At 53.3% G+C, this 19015-nt stretch carries 18 protein-coding genes; 15 read left to right on the top strand and 3 right to left on the bottom strand.

Features of this window, described 5'->3' with window-relative positions:
- Positions 1-41: 41 nt before the first annotated feature.
- The 6 genes from PRIO_RS32095 to PRIO_RS32070 all read left to right on the top strand — a co-directional run bounded on the left by PRIO_RS32095 (position 42) and on the right by PRIO_RS32070 (position 6861).
- Positions 42-1292, top strand: coding sequence for a glycosyltransferase family 2 protein (locus tag PRIO_RS32095; protein WP_020427410.1), 1251 nt, complete (start codon positions 42-44; stop codon positions 1290-1292).
- A 43-nt stretch (positions 1293-1335) separates the two neighbouring features.
- A complete protein-coding gene (locus PRIO_RS32090) occupies positions 1336-3435 on the top strand; it encodes a cellulose biosynthesis cyclic di-GMP-binding regulatory protein BcsB (protein WP_020427409.1) in 2100 nt (699 codons plus the stop codon).
- A complete protein-coding gene (locus tag PRIO_RS32085) occupies positions 3425-4279 on the top strand; it encodes a diguanylate cyclase domain-containing protein (RefSeq protein WP_020427408.1) in 855 nt (284 codons plus the stop codon). Before PRIO_RS32090 ends, PRIO_RS32085 begins: the two co-directional genes overlap by 11 nt.
- 515 nt (positions 4280-4794) lie before the next feature.
- Positions 4795-5583: an SDR family oxidoreductase gene (locus PRIO_RS32080; RefSeq protein WP_020425950.1), complete on the top strand. Its 789-nt coding sequence runs from the start codon at positions 4795-4797 to the stop codon at positions 5581-5583.
- A complete protein-coding gene (locus PRIO_RS32075) occupies positions 5583-6479 on the top strand; it encodes a GNAT family N-acetyltransferase (protein WP_020425949.1) in 897 nt (298 codons plus the stop codon). Before PRIO_RS32080 ends, PRIO_RS32075 begins: the two co-directional genes overlap by 1 nt.
- 133 nt (positions 6480-6612) lie before the next feature.
- Entirely contained in the window at positions 6613-6861 is a 249-nt protein-coding gene (locus tag PRIO_RS32070; RefSeq protein ID WP_020425948.1) for a type B 50S ribosomal protein L31, read from the top strand.
- A gap of 436 nt (positions 6862-7297) precedes the next feature.
- On the opposite strand, the gene PRIO_RS32065 is transcribed toward PRIO_RS32070, so the two are convergent.
- Positions 7298-8332, bottom strand: a complete 1035-nt coding sequence (locus PRIO_RS32065; protein WP_020425947.1) for a copper amine oxidase N-terminal domain-containing protein — start codon at positions 8330-8332, stop codon at positions 7298-7300.
- 145 nt (positions 8333-8477) lie between these two features.
- Between PRIO_RS32065 and PRIO_RS32060 the strand changes: the two genes are divergently transcribed.
- The 8 genes from PRIO_RS32060 (at position 8478) to PRIO_RS32025 (ending at position 15953) form a co-directional block, all read left to right on the top strand.
- Positions 8478-9191, top strand: coding sequence for an HAD family hydrolase (locus tag PRIO_RS32060; protein ID WP_020425946.1), 714 nt, complete (start codon positions 8478-8480; stop codon positions 9189-9191).
- Positions 9192-9288: 97 nt separating this feature from the next.
- The gene (locus PRIO_RS32055) at positions 9289-10392 is read left to right on the top strand and encodes an MBL fold metallo-hydrolase (RefSeq protein ID WP_020425945.1); all 1104 of its coding nucleotides are present in this window, start codon (positions 9289-9291) and stop codon (positions 10390-10392) included.
- A 104-nt stretch (positions 10393-10496) separates the two neighbouring features.
- Complete coding sequence (locus PRIO_RS32050; RefSeq protein WP_046506071.1) at positions 10497-10775, top strand: hypothetical protein; 279 nt, start codon at positions 10497-10499, stop codon at positions 10773-10775.
- Positions 10776-11033: 258 nt separating this feature from the next.
- Complete coding sequence (locus PRIO_RS32045; RefSeq protein WP_020425942.1) at positions 11034-11234, top strand: cold-shock protein; 201 nt, start codon at positions 11034-11036, stop codon at positions 11232-11234.
- 1 nt (position 11235) lies between these two features.
- On the top strand, positions 11236-11598 hold the full coding sequence (locus PRIO_RS37375) for a cold-shock protein (RefSeq protein ID WP_331709826.1): 363 nt from the start codon (positions 11236-11238) through the stop codon (positions 11596-11598).
- A gap of 414 nt (positions 11599-12012) precedes the next feature.
- Positions 12013-13743 carry a cache domain-containing sensor histidine kinase gene (locus PRIO_RS32035; protein ID WP_231869990.1) on the top strand — a complete coding sequence of 577 codons (1731 nt, stop codon included), beginning with the start codon at positions 12013-12015 and terminating at the stop codon, positions 13741-13743.
- Positions 13703-14500, top strand: coding sequence for a response regulator transcription factor (locus tag PRIO_RS32030; RefSeq protein WP_020425939.1), 798 nt, complete (start codon positions 13703-13705; stop codon positions 14498-14500). Before PRIO_RS32035 ends, PRIO_RS32030 begins: the two co-directional genes overlap by 41 nt.
- A 115-nt stretch (positions 14501-14615) precedes the next feature.
- Positions 14616-15953, top strand: coding sequence for an extracellular solute-binding protein (locus tag PRIO_RS32025; protein WP_020425938.1), 1338 nt, complete (start codon positions 14616-14618; stop codon positions 15951-15953).
- A gap of 63 nt (positions 15954-16016) precedes the next feature.
- Here the strand turns inward: PRIO_RS32025 and PRIO_RS32020 are convergent, their stop codons facing one another.
- Positions 16017-16613 (bottom strand): class I SAM-dependent methyltransferase, encoded by a 597-nt coding sequence (locus tag PRIO_RS32020; protein ID WP_039785302.1) that lies wholly within the window; start codon positions 16611-16613, stop codon positions 16017-16019.
- A gap of 112 nt (positions 16614-16725) precedes the next feature.
- The gene (locus PRIO_RS32015; RefSeq protein ID WP_020425936.1) at positions 16726-18111 is read right to left on the bottom strand and encodes an MATE family efflux transporter; all 1386 of its coding nucleotides are present in this window, start codon (positions 18109-18111) and stop codon (positions 16726-16728) included.
- Between the two features lie 271 nt (positions 18112-18382).
- On the opposite strand from PRIO_RS32015, the gene hxlA reads away from it, so the two are divergent.
- The gene (gene hxlA / locus PRIO_RS32010) at positions 18383-19015 is read left to right on the top strand and encodes a 3-hexulose-6-phosphate synthase (protein WP_020425935.1); all 633 of its coding nucleotides are present in this window, start codon (positions 18383-18385) and stop codon (positions 19013-19015) included.

Raw genomic sequence — 19015 nt, 5'->3', positions numbered from 1 at the left:
AATATAAGGATCTCAAATTTCAGTTTATGTAGGAGAACAAAATGACGATCTCAGATGTGCTGATGGTGATTGCGGTGATCTGCATCTGGTCCCTGCTGCTGGTCAACGTGGCTCTGATTATAGCGGGCTATCTCTATTATATTAAAACCGAAAATGAGGATGTCCCGGAGATTAAGGGCGAGTATCCGTTTGTTACGATTATGGTGCCTGCACACAATGAGGGCGTTGTGATCAGCAAAACCGTCGAATCCCTGCTGGCGCTGGATTACCCGCATGACCGGTACGAGATTATTGTGATCAATGACAACTCCTCCGACAACAGCGCTGAGCTGCTGGGCCGCATTCAGAGCCGCCAGCCGGAGCGCAATCTGATTATCATCAACACGGATGCGGTCACGGGAGGCAAAGGAAAGTCCAATGCGCTGAACATCGGCTTCACCCGCAGCCGGGGAGAATTGATTGCAATCTATGATGCGGACAATACGCCGGAGCGGACCGCGCTGAGGTATCTGGTCGCCGAGATCATGAATGATGCCACGCTCGGTGCGGTGATCGGCAAGTTCCGGACCCGCAACCGTGATGCGAGCCTGCTCACCCGGTTTATTAATATTGAGACGCTGTCGTTTCAATGGATGGCCCAGGCCGGGCGCTGGAAGCTGTTCAAGCTGTGCACGATCCCCGGCACCAACTTCATTATGCGCAGGTCGATTGTGGAGAGCATCGGCGGCTGGGATGTCAAAGCGATCGCTGAAGACACTGAGATCAGTTTCCGCATTTACATGATGGGCTACCGGATCAAATTCCAGCCGAAATCCGTCACCTGGGAGCAGGAGCCGCAGACCGTGAAGGTCTGGTTCAAACAGCGAACGCGCTGGGCCAAGGGGAATATCTATGTCATTGTCAAAAACATTCCGCTGCTGTTCGACCGCTCGGCGGCCAAAATCCGCTTCGATATCCTGTACTATCTGTCCATCTACTTCCTGCTGCTGATCTCGCTGGTCACCTCGGACCTGCTGCTTGTGCTGCATGCGATGGGCTATGTGCATACGACCATTGCCGGACTCAGCAGCTTCTTGTGGCTGCTTGCGATCATCCTGTTTGTAGTGGGCATCTTCGTCACGCTGACGACAGAAAAGGGCGAGATGAGCCTGTCCAATCTCTGGATCATTCTGCTGATGTATGTATCCTACTGCCAGCTGTGGATGGTCGTTGCCGCTTACGGGCTATACAACTATCTCAAAGACGTCATCTTCAAACGGGAAGCCAAATGGTACAAGACGGAACGCTACTAGGCCTCTGCAGGCCAAGAAATCAGTGAAACAGGAGATACGGACTATGAACAAAAAACAGATCATGATGTGGGCGCTCTGCCTCTCCCTTTTCCTGATCCCGCTCCAGGCGGCTTCCGCAGCAGCGGCGGTCCCGGGCGACGGAAGGCTGACGTACGAGACAATGTTTACCGGCAGCGACAGTTCACTTACGGGAACAAGCTCGCAGCAGCAGCAGTATTTCACAGTAATGGATTACTGGAATGTGCAGGACCTTAAGGTCAATCTGCATTTTCAGGTTTCGCAAATCACCGAAGACCAGATTTCCAGTGTCACACTGTCCCTGAACGGCAGTCCTTTCTACTCCTTCAGGCCTTCTTTGCAAAACAACGGGGAGCAGAGTGTGACCATTCCGGCACCAAAGAGCTTTTTGAAGCAAGGAGTGAATACGTTAAGCATTCAGGGCTACCTGCGGACAGCCGCAGAGAATAACCAGGTCTGCTACGTGGACAACACACCGGATAATTGGCTGCATCTGTTCAACACCTCCAGTGTTGCGGTAGCCTATATGCCCAAAGTCCTGGATGGGGGAATCAGCGATTTCAGCGAGCGGTTCTCCGGAATGGATTATGTAAAAAGAGGCCAAAGCCTCCTGAGTGTGCCCGACCATGCCAGCGGTTCTGAACTGGAGGCGGCTACCTATGCCTTATCGGGCTTCGCCAAGGCCAATACCTTAGCTGACCAAACGCTTCCGCTGCTGCCTTACACTGAAGAAGCCGTCAGGGACAGGGGGCTTGTGGTGCTGCTGGCCCTGGCGGACCGTGTACCGGGTGGGCTGAAGCAGCAGCTCGATGCTTCCGTAGACCTGGAAGAGCATGCCCTTATCCAATTGCTGGACAAGGATAGCCGGCCTACGCTGGTCGTCACTTCCAAAGATGAGAGCCTGCTGATCAAGGCCGGACGGCTGCTCGCGAACCGTCAGCTGGTCAGCCAGATCAGCAGCGACAAGAAGGTCATCGATGATGCCACCGATGTGTCATCACCGGCTTTGGCCATCAGCTCCAATGTGACCTTTACCGAAACCGGAGATAAGCTGACCGGTCCGAACCATCAGGAACAGACCTACTTCATCACGCTGCCTTCGAATCGTTCGATTGCCGATTCCGGCAAAATCAGCCTTGATTTCCGCTATGCGGAGAATCTGGACTTCGGCCGCTCGCTGGTGACGGTAAGCATCAACGATACACCGATCGGCAGCAAGAGGCTGACCAAGGAGCTGGCAAACGGCGATATACTGAATCTGGCGATTCCGCAGAGCCTGAATATCTCCGGCAACTTTTCGGTGACCGTGGCATTTGATCTGGAAATGAACAATGCCATCTGCACCCCGAATACGGGGGAAATGCCCTGGGCCTACATCAGCAAGGAAACTGCGATGCAATTGAACACCAAGGACCGCACGGATTTGCTGTTCAACAATTATCCGTATCCGTTCCTGCGGGATGAGATCTACAACCATGTGGCGGTGGTGCTTCCGCAGAAAATGGACAACTACACGTACCGGAGCCTGGCGAATATTTTCAACCTGTTGGGTCAATATGCAGGCGGCAATACAGGGGATGTCCACTATTACACGGATGCTGTCAGTGCAGAGAATCTGAAGAACAACAATATAATCGCCATCGGCTCCTATAAAGACAACAAGGTGATCCGTGACAACAATGACAAGCTGTATTTCCGGTACAGCAAGGATGGGTCCACGATTCTCTCCAATGAGAAGATCAGCATCGATGAACAGTACGGGGCGGAGATCGGTACGCTGCAGCTGCTGGAATCCCCGTATGAGAACGGGCGGGGCTTCATGGCAGTAACCGGAGTCAGCACGGAGGATATGTATCTTGTCTCTAAGCTGATCGCGAGCGATAAGGACAAATGGAAGGTATATGGCGACGGGGTGACCGCCGACAAGGACGGCAACGTCAGCGCATACCGCTTCAAAACGATTACAGGAGCCGGCAAGGACTCTGTGATTTCGCAAATCACGGAACGCAGCGAGGTGCTGGGCTTCGTGGTGGCGGTTGTGCTTGCGGTCACGCTGGTGCTTGTCTCGCTGCTTCTGCTGTTCCGCAAACATATGAAGAAACGGGGGGATAAGCGTGAGACGTAACCGCAGCAGCCTTTTTTCCGATCTCGCTTTTCTGGTGTTCCTGGTGCTGAACTTCATATGTATCGTCTTTATCGCAGGTTCGCCCGATCATTACATCCAGAACATTATTATTTTAAATATTGCTTTTCTGCTGGCGCTGGTTACCTATTTCACTACCGTGACTGCGGGGCTGGTGCTGAATCTGGCGTTTATTTTCGGTTACGGCTTCTTCGTCCTCTACCAGACGGTGTCGGAGGGCGGGACTATCGGCGTCAATACTTACTTCTGGCTGATTATGACTCCGCTGCTTACAGTAGTAATCTGGGTGTTTACATCCAGAACCCGGGAGCTTCAGGCCGAGAATGAGCTGCTGGAGAAAAAAACGGCGAACCTCGCCGCCGTCGACGAGAACACCGATCTGCGGAACATCATTTCTTTTCAGAAGGATGCCAGCTTGTTCACGGGAATCTCTACACGCTACAGCATTCCGCTGACCCTCCTGGTGGTCAAAGTAAAATACTGGAGTGAAATCCGCCGTCTGATCCCGGAGGAGCAACTGTCCGAGGCGATCTACGATGTGTCGCAGCTCAGCCAGTCCAGTATCCGGACCAATGACGCGCTGTATCTGCTGGACAAGGAGGAAGCTACTTGGGGGCTGCTGCTGTTCACGGACCGCGAGGGGGCCAAGATTGTCATTGAGCGGATCAAATTCAAGCTGCAGGAATTGAATGACACCGAGTTCTCGGCCAAATACAAGGTGAATCTGGGGCTGAAAATCGGGGCTGTACAATATGAGGCGGAAACGATAGAGAACCCGTTCGATTTCATATTGCAGGCCAAGAAGCAGTTGGAATACGACGTGTAGCCTAATATCCATGGAAGGGCTGTTGTGTAGATGGCGATGAGCGCGCTGGCGGGCTCATCGCCATTTGGTGTGCCCGGAAATAACGGCAGAAATGCCGTTGTTGAGGGTCCGTGGGCTGAATCTGCGTGTTCCGCTGAGCAGGAGGTGAAGTGGAAACAGTACACTTAAGCTTGCCGCTAAACATACAACGATCCGTCTTCAGCATGCTCCCGTTGATTTGGGAGCGGTGGGGAATCCCTGCGGCTGTAAGTCCCGTGTTGTTATTTACGCGCCAGGGTAATCTTGTTCTTGACCGGGCTGGAGCGATGTAGCAGCTACATGCCGCTGTCCCGGATAAAGGTGCGAGTCTGGACCCGGGGTCCGGGCTATACTACAATTAGTTTATCCGCTGCCGGTTACTGGCAGCACGGAAACCAGCTTTACAGAAACCACCGGTACGGAAACTGAGCCTCGGCTGTGCTGGGCTTTATTCAGGCAACCGGCCCCCGGGGTACCGGAACAAGGAGGCGGAGAGAATGGATTTGGGTCTTACAGGGAAATCGGTATTTGTCGCAGCAGCCAGCAAGGGGCTGGGACTAGCTACTGCGCTGGAATTCGCACGCGAAGGTGCGAAGGTGACCATCGCCAGCCGGAACCTGGAGCAGCTTGAAGCGGCCCGGCGGGCCATTGCTGAGGCAACCGGGCGTGAGGTGGCCGTGGTGCAGATGGATGTGAACCGCCCGGAGGAGATCGGGCGGGCGATTGAAGCCGCCGCCGACTACGGAGGCGGGCTGGATGTGCTGGTCACCAATGCCGGAGGCCCTCCGGGCGGCGGCTTTGAGGAGATGACCGACGCGGACTGGAGCGGCGGCTATGAGCTTACGCTGATGGGCACGGTGCGTATGATCCGCGAGGCGCTGCCTTATTTGCGTTCAAGCGGCGGGGGCCGCATCGTGGGCGTCAGCTCGGTTTCGATCAAGCAGCCGATTGGCGGCCTGATCCTCTCGAATGTTTTCCGGGCGGGCGTGAGCGCGCTGTTCAAGACGCTTGCGTCGGAGCTTGCCCCCGAGGGCATCCTGATTAATTCGCTTGCTCCCGGGCGCATCGGAACCGACCGGATTCTGCAGCTGGACAGCAAGCGGGCGGATGCCCGCGGCATCTCCCGTGAGCAGGTTGAGCAGGAGGCGCTGGCCCAGATTCCGGCCGGACGAAGCGGAACGCCGGAGGAGTTCGGCAAAGCAGCCGTGTTCCTGGGGTCTTTTGCCAATACCTATATTACCGGCCAGTCTCTGCTGATCGACGGCGGGATGGTGAAGTCACTGTAATGTTTACGTTCAGAACATTCAGCGAAATCCCGCTGCAGGACGCACTCGCTGCCTGGAATGCAGGGTTTCAGGATTACTATGCGAATTTGCAGATGGACTGCCGGACGTTTCTGGGCAGGTTCCACCGCGAGGATCTGCTGCCGGAAGAATCCGTCATGCTCTATGCAGACGGGCAGGCGGTGGGCTTTACACTGAACGGGCTGCGTACGGTGAACGGGGAAACCATGGCCTGGAACGGAGGGACTGCCGTCCTTCCGGCCTACAGGGGCCAGGGAATGGGCGGACGTCTGCTGGAAGAGAACATCCGCAGATACAAGCTCGCCGGAGCGCAGACAGCCCGGCTGGAAGCCTTTGTACAGAACGAGCCTGCGATTGCCCTATATGAAAAGCACGGCTACCGTGGGCAAGGAACTACGCTGTTCTACACATTGGACGGAGAGCCTTCATTCCCGGCGGCGCCGGAACAAGTCTGGAGGAGCGGTGAAGAAGCCGGTCTGCAGATTCGTGAGTGTGCGGCTGCAGAAGCGGCGGTGCTGCCGTTCTACGACTATTCCGGTCCCTGGCAGACCCACTGGCCCAGCCTCAAGGACGGACGCTGTCTGATCGCCGAGCAGAACGGAGCCGCACTGGGGTATGTCCAGTTCCGGCGGGTATATGCGGGGACGGGGCAGCTCAGCGGGATTCAGCTGTATCCCGGCAGGCTGCGCGATGACCTCCCTGATAGGGGGACGCTTATCCATCTGCTGCTTAGCCGTATCTTCAGCTATAGCGGAAGCGGGGTCAGCCTGAGCACGGTGCATACCCCGGCTGCCGACTCTGGAATGCGGAGCTGGCTGGAAGCCGCCGGATTCAGCGTGCGGAGTGAGCTTGTACACATGGAGCGGGTGTTGGATTAATTTAGGTGATTGACTCAACGCCCCCGATAGCGTATGATAGTATGGCGTGTAAATCTGTGGATTTAGTTATCTCCCAAGAGATCGCTTCATTTTGCCATAGAGATTGTATATGTACGGGAAGGAGGTTACTACAATGAAAGAAGGCATACACCCTAAATTCAACCAGGTGATTTTTCTGGATGCCAGCGTAGGTTTCAAATTCCTGAGCTCGTCCACCAAATCGTCCAATGAAACTATGGAATGGGAAGACGGCAACACTTATCCGGTGATCCGTGTGGACTCCAGCTCCGCATCCCACCCGTTCTACACTGGTAAACAAAGAGATACCGAAACTGGCGGCCGTGTGGACAAGTTCAAACAACGGTTGGCGCAGAAGAAATAATAGTTTTACCGCACAGAGGATATTCCGCAGCCATGCAGATGGTATACGGGAAGTCCTCTTTTTTTTGCACAGGCTGCTTATCGCGCAAGGATAATGGGTATTAATAAGTAGGTGGGAAGTGGAAGGTGTCAATTATAGCGATTGGAACGGCATGTAATGTGTATTCCGAAAGGTAGTTGATTTCACCCATGTACTATCTGAAAGGCAAAAACAAATCGAGATGGCGTCGATTGTTTACCGGAAAAGTACCCTAGCCTGTGGAACCTGGCATAACTAAATATTCACTTCTCACCTTTTGAAGACTCTGCGGGCTGCCTGCAGGGTCTTCGCTGTGTTGGCGCCAGGATGGAGCCAGGCCAAGTGCGGTTCACACAGTACGACAGCCGCGGCCCTCTATTTGCAGGGTCGCGGCTGTTGTATAAGTCGGAAGCCTTTACTACAGCTTGTCCGCCTTCAAAACCACCTTCAAAGCTGTGCCTGATGGAGGCAGGCTGCGGGTCAGCAAGGGGCTATAGAAGCTGATCACTTCGGCTCCCTGGATCACATCGGCGGGCGACGCAGTCTCACCGTTCTCATTAATGACTACCGTGTCCTTTGCCAGGCGAAGGACAACCTCGTTTTGCGATTTCTCGCTCAGTGCACTGCCGCGGATGCGAAAGCTGACCGTGCCATCCTCCGCTGTAGTGACTTGCTGGACCGTGCCTGCCGTGCCAAGCAGGTCATCCTGTGTCTCCCCGTCCAGTACTGTGATCTGGTAGGCCGGTGTTTGCGGGGGCAGACTGCGGGTGGAGATCAGGGAGTGCTGCGCTTCCACGGTCATGCCGATATGAAGCTCGCTGAAGGCCAGCTCAGAGCCGTCTTGACGGTTAAGCCTGGTATCCTTCCCCACATTCAGAATCATTCCTTCGGTGCCGATGCCCCGGATACGTACCGACTGGTAGCTGTCCGCATCGGTAATGGCTGTGATGACACCGGTCTCGCTGATATGCTCTGCTGCCGGATTGATCTCGATCCGCTGTCCCTCCGCGCTAACCGATTGACGCAGCACTTTGCTTACAAAAGATGCAGGGACATACAGCTTGTTCTGCTTCGTTTGCGGAGCTGTTCCGAGCTGGATATACATCTTATTGACGGCATAGCGGTCCTTGCCGCTTTTTACAGAGGTAAAGATGCTGCCTTTATTCAGGTCTACGGCCTTCGTCTGCGCATTCCAGGCCACAGTGAAGCCGAGTGCACCGGCAACGGCGCGCAGAGGAAGCAGCGGCTCTTTGCTGCCGGGGGACTGGAAGCCGGGCTCGGAAAGAGCAGAACCATTTACAGATATGGAGAATGTTGCAGCCCCGGCTGAGGGGGTTTGTATAGTGCTGTGATTGGGGGTGGACGCAGCGCTGGGGGCTGCCGAGACCCCTCCGGTTGTAAGAGCGAGTGATAAGGTTAGCAAGATTGCACTTGTTTTCAGGGCAGCGTTCATGGATATGCTCCTTTGATTTAGTTTTCCGGTTGCCGATTCTATTAAACTTCTAAACGTTATGGCCTGCGAATATGTTGCATAAACTCCGGATCGGTTTAAAATGAAAATATTAACAATCGCTTCAGAAATGGTCAGGAGGAGAAGTATGTATCAGACTTACATTTTTGATCTGTATGGCACGCTGATTGACATTGAGACAGATGAGGAGCGGCCTGAACTCTGGGAGCGGCTGTCGCTCCATTTCAGTTATCATGGGCTGAATATTTCCGGAGTGGAACTGCAGCAGCGTTTTTTGCGGGAGCGGGACGGGCAGCTGGCTGCCGCTGGGCAGCACTGTGCGTATCCGGACTTCGTGATGGAGGAGGTGTTCCGCGCGGTGGCCCGCGATTTGGGCGGCAATCCGGGGCAGGCCTGGCTGCATGAAACAGTGAGATGGCTGCGTACCTTGTCGATGATTAAGATCTCCTTATACAGCGGGGTGGAGGAAATTCTCCGGGGCTTAAGATCACGCGGCAAAAAAGTATTTCTGCTCTCCAACGGGCAGAAAACCTTCATTGAAGCCGAACTCACCATGCTGGGCATCCTGCATTTATTCGACGGTGTGGCGATTTCGTCAGAGGCAGGGATCAGCAAGCCGGACCCGCTGTTCTACCGTTACCTGACGGAGAAATACGGGGCGGATCTAAGCTCGGCGATCATGATCGGCAACGATCCGCGTACCGATATGGCCGGTGCGGCGGCGGTGGGAATAGACTCCTGTTATATCCGCACCGCTTCTTCTCCGGCTGATGTGCCGGTACAGAGCACCGTCCAGATCTGGGATGGCGATTTGCGCAAAATTCCCGGCTGGAATTTGTAGCTTTCACAGTGGGCTCCCGCGCAACATTTGCCCCGCTGGCCTGGACCGCCTTATAATATGTCCATAGAATGACTATGCTGGAGAGAAGGGCTGGACCATGACCTTAATAATCATCGCTGTATCCCTTGTGGTGCTGGCTGCAGTGGCTTACATTGTAATGACCTTTTATCCCGCTTTTGGACGACGGGCTTCCAGGAAGGAGAAGCAAATCATAAGCCGCTCCCTGAACTATAAGGACGGCAAGTTTGTCTATCCGGCTGCAACCGTGATGATGGAGAACAGCGCGGGAAGCAGCCTTTCCATTCTCAAGGACTTCATCAAAGGCAACCCCCGCTCGCGGCCTCCGCAGCCCCTGATTCCTGAGAAGCTGCTGCCCGGTTCGATTCAGGAGAGCGGGGATACCCGCGTGACCTGGTTCGGGCATTCTGCTGTGCTGCTGGAGATGGACGGAGTGACGTTGTTCCTGGACCCTATGCTGGGCCGCTCGCCTTCCCCGTTTCCGTTCGTTGGCGGCCGGCGTTACAGCAAGCAGCTGCCGATTGAGATTTCGGAGCTTCCCCGCATAGATGCTGTGCTGCTCTCCCATGACCATTATGACCACCTCGATTACGGCTCGATCAGGCAGTTAAAGGACAAGGTAGGCATGTTCATTGTGCCGCTGGGCGTCGGCGCTCATCTGCAGCGCTGGGGAGTGAGCCGGGAGAAGATCCGCGAAAAGGACTGGTGGGATGAGTTCCGGTATGCGGGGCTTACGCTGACCAGTGCTCCGGCACGGCACTTCTCCGGACGCAGCCTGCTGGACCGCAACTCCACGCTCTGGTGCTCCTGGATTATCCGGGGGGCAGAGACGAAGATCTTTTTCAGCGGCGACAGCGGGTATGGCCCCCATTTTGCCGAAATTGGCGAGAAATATGGCCCTTTTGATCTGACGCTGATGGAATGCGGCCAATACGATCCCCGCTGGGCGGATATTCATATGCTCCCGGAGCAGACGGTTCAGGCGCATCTGGATGTCCGCGGGGCACTGATGATTCCCATCCATTGGGCGGCGTTTACCCTGTCGATGCATGACTGGACCGATCCGGTGGAGCGTGTCTTCGCAGCGGCTAAGGCGCACGGCGTCCGGCTGGCTACACCGCGCATTGGCGAGCCGGTTTATACCGGTTCGGCAGAGGTCCCCTCACTTGCATGGTGGAAATGAGGGGCGCGGCTGAGCGGGGAGTTAGGGTACAATAATGCCGTAAGAATCGGAGACCGTTATTTCAGGTTAGCTGAGCATAAATGCCGAGGAGCTGAAGGAATAGTATGAGTGATGAAGTAAACGAGCAGGAATTAGTGGATGTATTGGCCGCGCAGACGAAGGTGGACCCGAAGCTGATCCGGCTGGTACTGAAGCATGAGCAGACCTTTATTAATAAGGCCAAGGCAAATGCCAAAGGCGAGGTGGACATCGACAATGATGATCTGGTGGACTACGTCGTCGCCCAGCGTGATGTGAAGCTGGATGAACTGACCGTGGAGAGCATTCTCGATGCGGAAATGGATTATTTAATGGATAAAGGGCTGGCTGGTTATATCGACTGAACCTTGCGGCTGCCCGGTTAGGACCTTTACGGAGGTGCACGGACCGGGCAGAATATTTTTATTTTTAGTTATTTCTTTGCTTTCGAAGAATTAATGTGCTATAATAAATTTAAACATAAAGTTAAACCTTAATTCACATATTGTAAAGGGTTATCATTTGTGCGTATGAATCCTTTTACAATGTGTGAATTTTTATTTGTTCGTACAATACGTAGGAATAAAAGGACATGTGTTAAATAAAATTTTGGAGGTAATATCATGCAAACAGGTACAGTTAAATGGTTCAACGCAGACAAAGGTTTCGGTTTTATCGAGGTTGAAGGCGGAAGTGACGTATTCGTACATTTCTCCGCAATCACTGGCGACGGTTTCAAGTCTTTGGACGAAGGCCAACGCGTTGAGTTCAACGTAACTGAAGGCGCTCGTGGACCACAAGCCGAAAACGTTGTAAAACTGTAATGTGAAATCAAAGCTGCCCTTAACACAAGTTGAGGGCAGCTTTTTTTTTGACCTCGAACAAGCCGCCGCAGCCCGCCACAACGCTTCTTTAGGGTGTGTAAATCATCTCAATTCGAACCAAGGAGGGGTACTTATGTATTTTCGTAAAAAAGCGCTGGAGGATCTCCCCCAGGAAGACACAGCTATTTGGTCTTGCACCAAAGAGGGTTGCACAGGATGGATGCGCGATAATTTTGCCTTTCAGCATGTGCCTACCTGCTGGCAATGCAACTCTCCGATGACTAGAAGCATGAAGATACTGCCTATGCTTGTGAACACGAATTTGGACATGAAGGCGATCAAAAAGGGGATCACCATTACGTAATCCGCCGTTTCTGAAAGCCACCCTGTAGATCTAGGCCTGCACTAGCGAACATCCTTTAACAGTCGGCTTCTATTGCGGAGCGGGCTATTTTTTTTGTGCTTTGCGGATTGACAAATATCCTGAAGAAGCAGATATTATATTCATGATTCGTGGCTCTGGATAAAGAGTGGATCACACCGCTTCATGTTCATCTGATCCAAGAGATGGCCCTTAACGTAACCCATACAAGGGGAACGGCTTAGGGGCTTTTTACCATGCCGGGCTAAGGGGAATGATTCGTCTTGACAATCGGCGGAACTTTTGGAGAATAAGATTGGAAACGCTGCCACGGGAAAGGGAGTATCCGAAGTGTATGGGAAAATCAAAGAATTGAATACGCTGCGCAATCAAATATTCATTGGCTTCCTGCTTGTCATGCTGATTATTATTGCTGTGTCCGGTGCATTCGTGTACAACAGGGTCTCCTATTTGCTGAAAAATAATGCGGAACGGCATATCCAGCAGACTGCGGTGCAAGCAAACGGGAGGCTCGATGCATTGATCGGCCAGATCGACAGCCTGATGGAGCAGGTGGCGAATCATCCGACCATTCAACAACTGCTGACGGAAGAGCTTGACGGCAAATCCGTTACGTTCAACCAGCGGCAGTCGCTGCTGCAGATTATCTCCAGCTATCAGGCATACATGCCAAGCGTGGGTTCTCTGGAGCTGTACACAGCGGATTACCGGCTGCTGTTCCCTATCAGGGACGGCAGCCTGGAGACAAGGATCAATAGTGCCTATATCACCTCAGCCAATACCAAAAAGGGCAGACTGGTGTGGATCGGTGTCGACCCTAAGGACGAAGAGAGCCTGCTGGCCATCCGCCAGGTCAGTCTGATGGACCGCTGGTTCTCACGGGGCGGCTATTTGATGGCCCGGATCCAACGCAGCTATTTCCAGCTCGATGATCCGCTGTCCGGCAGCGACGGGGGCGAGTCTGTGCTGCTGGTGAATGACGAAGGCGAGCTGCTCGGCAGCAGTGAGGAACCGCAGGCGGAGCTGTTGCCGCTGCTTGCCAGCAAGGACCAGACGGTCAGCTTCCGGGGCAAGGAATATGTGCAGGTGAAGCTGCGCTCAGACAAGACAAACTGGACACTGCTGGTGCTCACTCCGGTAAGTTATGTTACCAGAGGACTCTCTGTGTTGAGAACGGTGCTGCTCGTCTCAGGGGGGTTCGGAACCTTGCTCTTTTTGATTATGTCTTTTGTGCTGTCCACGATGATCACGAGGCCGATTATCCAACTGATCCGGGCGATGCGCAAGTCCAGGCTTGGGGTGCTCACGCCTAACCCGGAGTCGGTATCCACGATAGAGCTTAGAGAGCTGAATAATACCTATAATGGCATGATAGCCAATATGAATGATCTGATCCGGGTCGTGTATGAAAAAGAAGTGCTCCAGAGCCGGACGGAGCTTAAGGCGCTGCAGGCGCAGATCAATCCCCATTTCCTGTTCAATACGCTGGAGGCCTTCAACTGGTCGCTTGAGGAGAAGGGCGAAGAGGAGCTGGCCGGGCTTGTTGTTGTCATGTCAAGGCTGTTCCGGTACATTATCGGAAATCCGAACAAGGATGAGTGGGTTACGCTAGGGGAGGAAATGGAGCAGGTTCAGCGGTATCTGAAAATTATGGAGATGCGGATGGGGGACCGCTTATCCTGGACTATTCAGCTTGGTCCGGAGGAGGCTGCTGTACCGGTGCCTAAGCTGCTTATTCAGCCCATCGTCGAGAACGCCATTCTCCATGGGGTGGAGAGCCGGGTGGGCAGCGGAACGGTCAGTGTCATTGTTGCTCCGGCCCAGCGTAAAGGCTGGACGCAAATCACCGTACAGGACAACGGGCCAGGGATGGATGCCGATACCCTGCAGTCACTGTACAGTGCGCTTGAAGGCGGTCCATCCATCTCCGCTAAGGGAACAGGAATAGGGCTTGTGAATGTGCAGCGACGGATCAGGCTGTACTATGAAGCGGAAGGAACAGGTGTGAAAGGGTTGAATATTGAGAGCAAGCTGTCCGAGGGGACCGTAATTACTTTTGAAATTCCAAACAATGGAGGGCATACCTATGAATCTGGGCAACAGAACGATTCTGGTCGTGGACGATGAGCCGAGAACGCGGCAGGGCATCAGGCAGACACTGGAGGTGTGGGCGGCTGGCCGGTATATCGTAGAAACGGCGGAGAATGGAATTGATGCGCGTGAGCGGCTGCTGAATGGGCGGGTGCATCTGCTGATTACAGATGTCCGCATGCCTGAGGTCAGTGGACTGGATCTGATCCGCTCGCTGGAGGGGCAAGTGCGGAAGCCGGTCATTATTGTTATTTCCGGCTATGCCGAATTCGATTATGTGCAGCAGGCGCTTAGGCTGGGGGCAGTCAATTATCTGCTGAAGCCGCTGGACAAAGAGGAGCTGGTGCAGGTGGTCGAAGCTGCTCTGAAACAGGAAGAAGAGCAGCAGCGCCGCGAGAAGCTGGAAAAGCTGGTTGACCATAAGCTGCTGGAGATCGATCCCGATACAGCGGGGATGGGTGAGCCGGTAAAAGAAGCCCTGGCCTATGTGGAGCAGCATCTGCATGAGCAGCTGACCATGGCTGAGGTGGCCGGAAGGATTCACTTGAATGCGAGCTACTTCAGCGTGCTTTTCAAGGAGCAGACCGGAGTGCCGTTCAGCGAATATTTATCCCGCCTGAGAATTCAGCGGGCCAAGGAGCTGCTGCTGCAGACCAGCTTGCCGATTATAGAGATCGGTGAACGGGTGGGCTACCGTACGGATAAATATTTTATCAAGGTATTTAAGTCCCTGGAAGACATGAGTCCTAGCCGCTACCGCCATCAAATGAAGGATGGGCGCGGCGAAATCTAATAAAAGTGGAATTATAACCAATAATCGTGATCTTATAGCCCTCCGGCCGCGATGCTAAAATGTAAATGATGGCGTTTACATTAACCGTATAACAAAAATTATGGAGGTTGTTGGAATGCCAAGGAACAAGATAATCAAAAACCTGGTATTGATGTCTATGCTGGGACTCGTTCTGTCAGGCTGCAGCGGGGCTGGGATCAGCACAGGCTCCCCGGCCAATGCCTTGGCATCCACTGGTACACAGGCACAGAAAGTTACCATCACAATGATGCATTTATGGCCGGCGGGAATCTCGGCCCAGCAGAATAAACTGGTCGGACAGATCATTGACGATTACCAAAAGGATTATCCGAACGTTACGATCAAGCAGGAAGTATTAGAAAACGAGCAGTACAAGAGCAAGCTGAAGGTGCTGTCGGCCTCCAACGAGCTGCCGGATGTAGGCATCACCTGGGCGGCGGGCTTCATGGAGCCTTATGTAAAAGGCGGATTGTTCGCCCCGCTGGATGATGTCCTGGACGGTGAACAGCTTAAGGATAAATTCGTTCCCGGTACTACCGAAGCTTTTGTGGTGGATGGCAAGACCTACGCCCTGCCCATCGAGCTGAATATCTCGCCGGTTTATTATAACAAAGATATTTTTGCTAAATACAATCTGCAGGTTCCGGCAACCTATAATGAATTCAAGCATGTTGTGAAAAAACTCTCCGATAACGGTGTAGCCCCGATCGCCTTGGGCAACAAAGACCGCTGGACCGGCTCGCTGTGGTACATGTATCTGGCTGACCGGATCGCGGGAAGCGATACCTTGAAGAGAGCGACGAATGGGACAGGCTCATTTGATGATCCGGGGCTGATCCGGGCGGCGGTTGAGGTGCAGACGCTGGTGGATATGAACGCCTTCAATAAGGGCTTTAACGGCTTGTCCAACGATGAAGGCAAGTCGGAGTTCGTGAATGAAAAAGCGGCTATGTACCTGACGGGAACATGGGAGCTTCCTAACTTTACCACCAACCCGGATATCCGGCAGGAGTTCAAAGACAAGGTTAAATTCTTCAAGTTCCCTACTGTAGACGGCGGCAAAGGGGACATCAACAGTTGGGTGGGCGGACCCGGTGTGGGACTGTTCGTAGCGGAATCCTCCAAGGTCAAGGAAGAAGCCAAAGCATTTGTCGAGTACTTTGTAACCAAATGGGGACAGGATTCTGTAACCACCGCAGGCGTTATTCCGGCAACGAAAGTCGATACTTCAAATTCCGAGCTGCCGCACCTCTACGTGGATCTGCTTAACGAACTCAATCATGCCAGCAGCCTCACCCTGTTTGCGGATGTACAGATGAAGCCAGGCGCCGCACAGGTCCACCTCGATATGATTCAGGCGCTGTTCGGCAAAGCGGTGACACCGGAGCAGTTTGCCGCCAAGCATAAAGAAGCGGTAGACAAACAAAACTGAGGGGTTCAGGCGATTGATGATATGGAAGCCTCCTGCAAGTGTGCGCTGCACCAGAGAAGGGGCCTAGCCCTTCCTGTGGCAGGTGAAGCAGAAGAATTCCTCATCGGCAAAGGAAATCTGGTCAAAATCATAATTTTCAGCCAGAAGAGCCAGCTCTTCATCGGCAGGAATCGGTGCACGCTCACTTTTGTAGCCGATGCGCTGATGATGCTCCTTCAGGCCTTGCCGTGTTCTGGAATGGGCAATCATAAAAGTGCCGCCCGGCAGCAGGCTGCGCTTCGCGTTGGTGAACAGCATGTCCAGATCGGAAAAATGGGGGATGCTGTTATAGATCAGCACATAGTCAAAGCCCCGCTGACAGGTGAAGGGCTGCTCGAAATCGGCGCAGGCTGTCTCAGCCTCGGGGAAGGCGGAATGCAGCTTCTCCAGCATGGCTGAAGAGATATCCATTGCCAGGTAATGGCCGGGGGAAATCTGAAGCTGCTTAAGCGCGTGGAGAATCACACCGGTGCCGGAAGCTACGTCCAGGAGGCTCTGTCCGCTTTGTATACCAAGGACGTTGACAGCTTTTTCCGCCTGCCGTATCGCCTCATCACTGTTGCTCCAGTCGGAAGCGAGGCTATTGAACCGCTCAGACTGTATTTTTTTCGCTTCATTCATTGTCATCGTGACCTTCACCCTTCTCGGTTATAAATTGGAACATGTTATGTAAAAAAGAGCGGCTCACCGGATCTGGAGAGATCAGGTTGAACCGCTTTTTCGTTTCCGTAGATCAATGCGACGATGCGGCAGTTGGGGCAGCAGGCTCTGCCGTCTCGTGTTCAATCAGGCGATGCTTCACCCAAGCCCGGCTCTTCCAGCGGAAAAACATGATCACCGCCCGGAGCCATTCGTCAGCAGCGGTAGCCAGCCAGACTCCGGCCAGGCCCAGATGAAGCTGGAACACCAGCACATAGCCGAGCGGCAGACTGATGCAGACCATCGAAATGAAGCCCATATAGACAGGGAACTTGGCATCGCCCGAAGCGCGCAGCGAGTTGATAATGACCAGGTTGCAGGTGCGGCCCGTCTCCAGAAAAATACTGAGCAGAATCACCTGTGCGCCCAAAGCGATAATCTCCAGATTATCCGTGAACAGCCCCATCAGCGGCACGCGGAAGAAAATGACGGCAACATCAATGATGACCGTGACAAGCAGCGCCCACTTCACACTCTTGAATACCCGCTTGTAGGCCTCCTCCGGCCGTCTTGCCCCCACGAGATGCCCCACGATAATCGAGGTCCCCATAGCTACCGCTACGCTGAAAAGATAAATATAGTTGGAAATATTCAGTGCATACTGGCGGGTGGCCATAGCCTCTGCGCCCAGATACGTAATATATAAGGTGAAAATCAGCTGGCAGGATTGATAAATCACCGATTCAAAAGCCGACGGGATGCCGATCTTGAGAATTTGCAGCACATATTTTTTGGAAAGATGAATGTAATACGCCAGTTTCACCCGCACTTCCATAATTCTATAGAGCAGCAGGAAAAAAATAACGAGGCAGATCAAACGGCTGGCTACTGTAGAAATTGCCGCTCCCTGTACACCCAGCGCAGGCAAACCGAAATGACCGAAGATCAGCAAATAGTTGCCGGCTACGTGAATAAGATTCATCAGCAGGGAGACCATCATCGTCTGTTTGGTGAATCCGTAGGTGCGTATGGTCGTAGCCAGGGCATTGATCAGCGCCTGCAGGAAAATTCCGCCACCGACAATATGAATATAAACCTTGGCATGGATGAGAATATCCCCTGTCACATTCAGCGCTCTCAGCAGCGCTTCCCCGAAGACCAGTATGGCTGTACTAAAAATAATGCCTACGGCCAGATTGAGTGTAACGGCATTGCCTGTGACCTCCGCCGCCTCTTTGGGCTTCCTGGATCCGAGATATTGCGAAACGACAATGGCCGCCCCGTTGCCGATCACGCTAAGCACGAGTATAGCGATACTTATAATCTGATTGGCAGCGCCCACGCCGGACACCGCATCATCAGACACGGAGCTGATCATGAACGTATCCACACTTCCCATCAGCATGAAGAGAAACAGCTCCAGAAAAATAGGCCAGGTCAGCTTAACCAAATTAAACTCCTGGTGTTTCGTTTGGTTCATTACACACCTCTTTTACTGATTTCATGTTGCTCCAATCTGTAAACAAGGTGTATGTTAGCACAGCTTTAATGAAAATGCAGTGTTTTTACGAAGATTCTGAAAAAAATGTACATGACTTTCTGAATGCCTACCCCTTAGGCAGTCCCGTACCCGCACAATAGTATCCTTCAGGTAACTACAATACGGCAAAGTGCCTACTTCCCTTGCTGAAGTTATGAACCTACAATAGGTGAAGCACTTACTTAAAACTATTGAAAAGGGGCTTGAATAGATGAAGCTGCAATTAGCGCTGGACCTTGTAAATATTGATGGAGCCAAGGAAATTGTCTCGGAAGTCGCCGGATTTATTGATATCGTGGAGATCGGCACACCGATTGTCATTAATGAAGGCCTGCATGCTGTGAAGGCAATTAAGGAAGCCTTTCCGGCCCTGACCGTGCTGGCTGACCTGAAAATAATGGATGCCGGCGGGTACGAGGTGATGAAGGCGGCTGAAGCAGGCGCAGACATCGTAACCGTACTCGGTGTGTCCGATGACTCGACGATTAAAGGGGCCGTTGAGGAAGCGAAGAAAAGCGGCCGGGAGATTCTGGTGGACCTGATCAACGTCAAGGACATTGCGGCCAGAGCTGCCGAAGTAGACGCGCTCGGTGTGGATTATGTCTGCGTGCATTCCGGTTATGACCATCAGGCGGAGGGGAAAAACTCTTTTGCTGATTTGCAGGCAATCAAAAGTGTAGTGAAACAGGCCAAAACAGCGATTGCCGGCGGCATCAAGCTGAACACATTGCCTGAAGTGATTGCAGCCGGTCCTGATCTGGTCATCGTTGGCGGCGGGATTACCGGCGAAAGCGATCAGAAGGCAGCGGCGGCGGAAATGAAGCGCCTGGTCAGCCAAGCCTGA

The organism is Paenibacillus riograndensis SBR5 (assembly GCF_000981585.1).
Lineage (GTDB): Bacteria > Bacillota > Bacilli > Paenibacillales > Paenibacillaceae > Paenibacillus_AQ > Paenibacillus_AQ riograndensis.
Note: the sequence above shows the minus strand (reverse complement) of the source record. Positions and strands in the feature narration are given on the sequence as shown.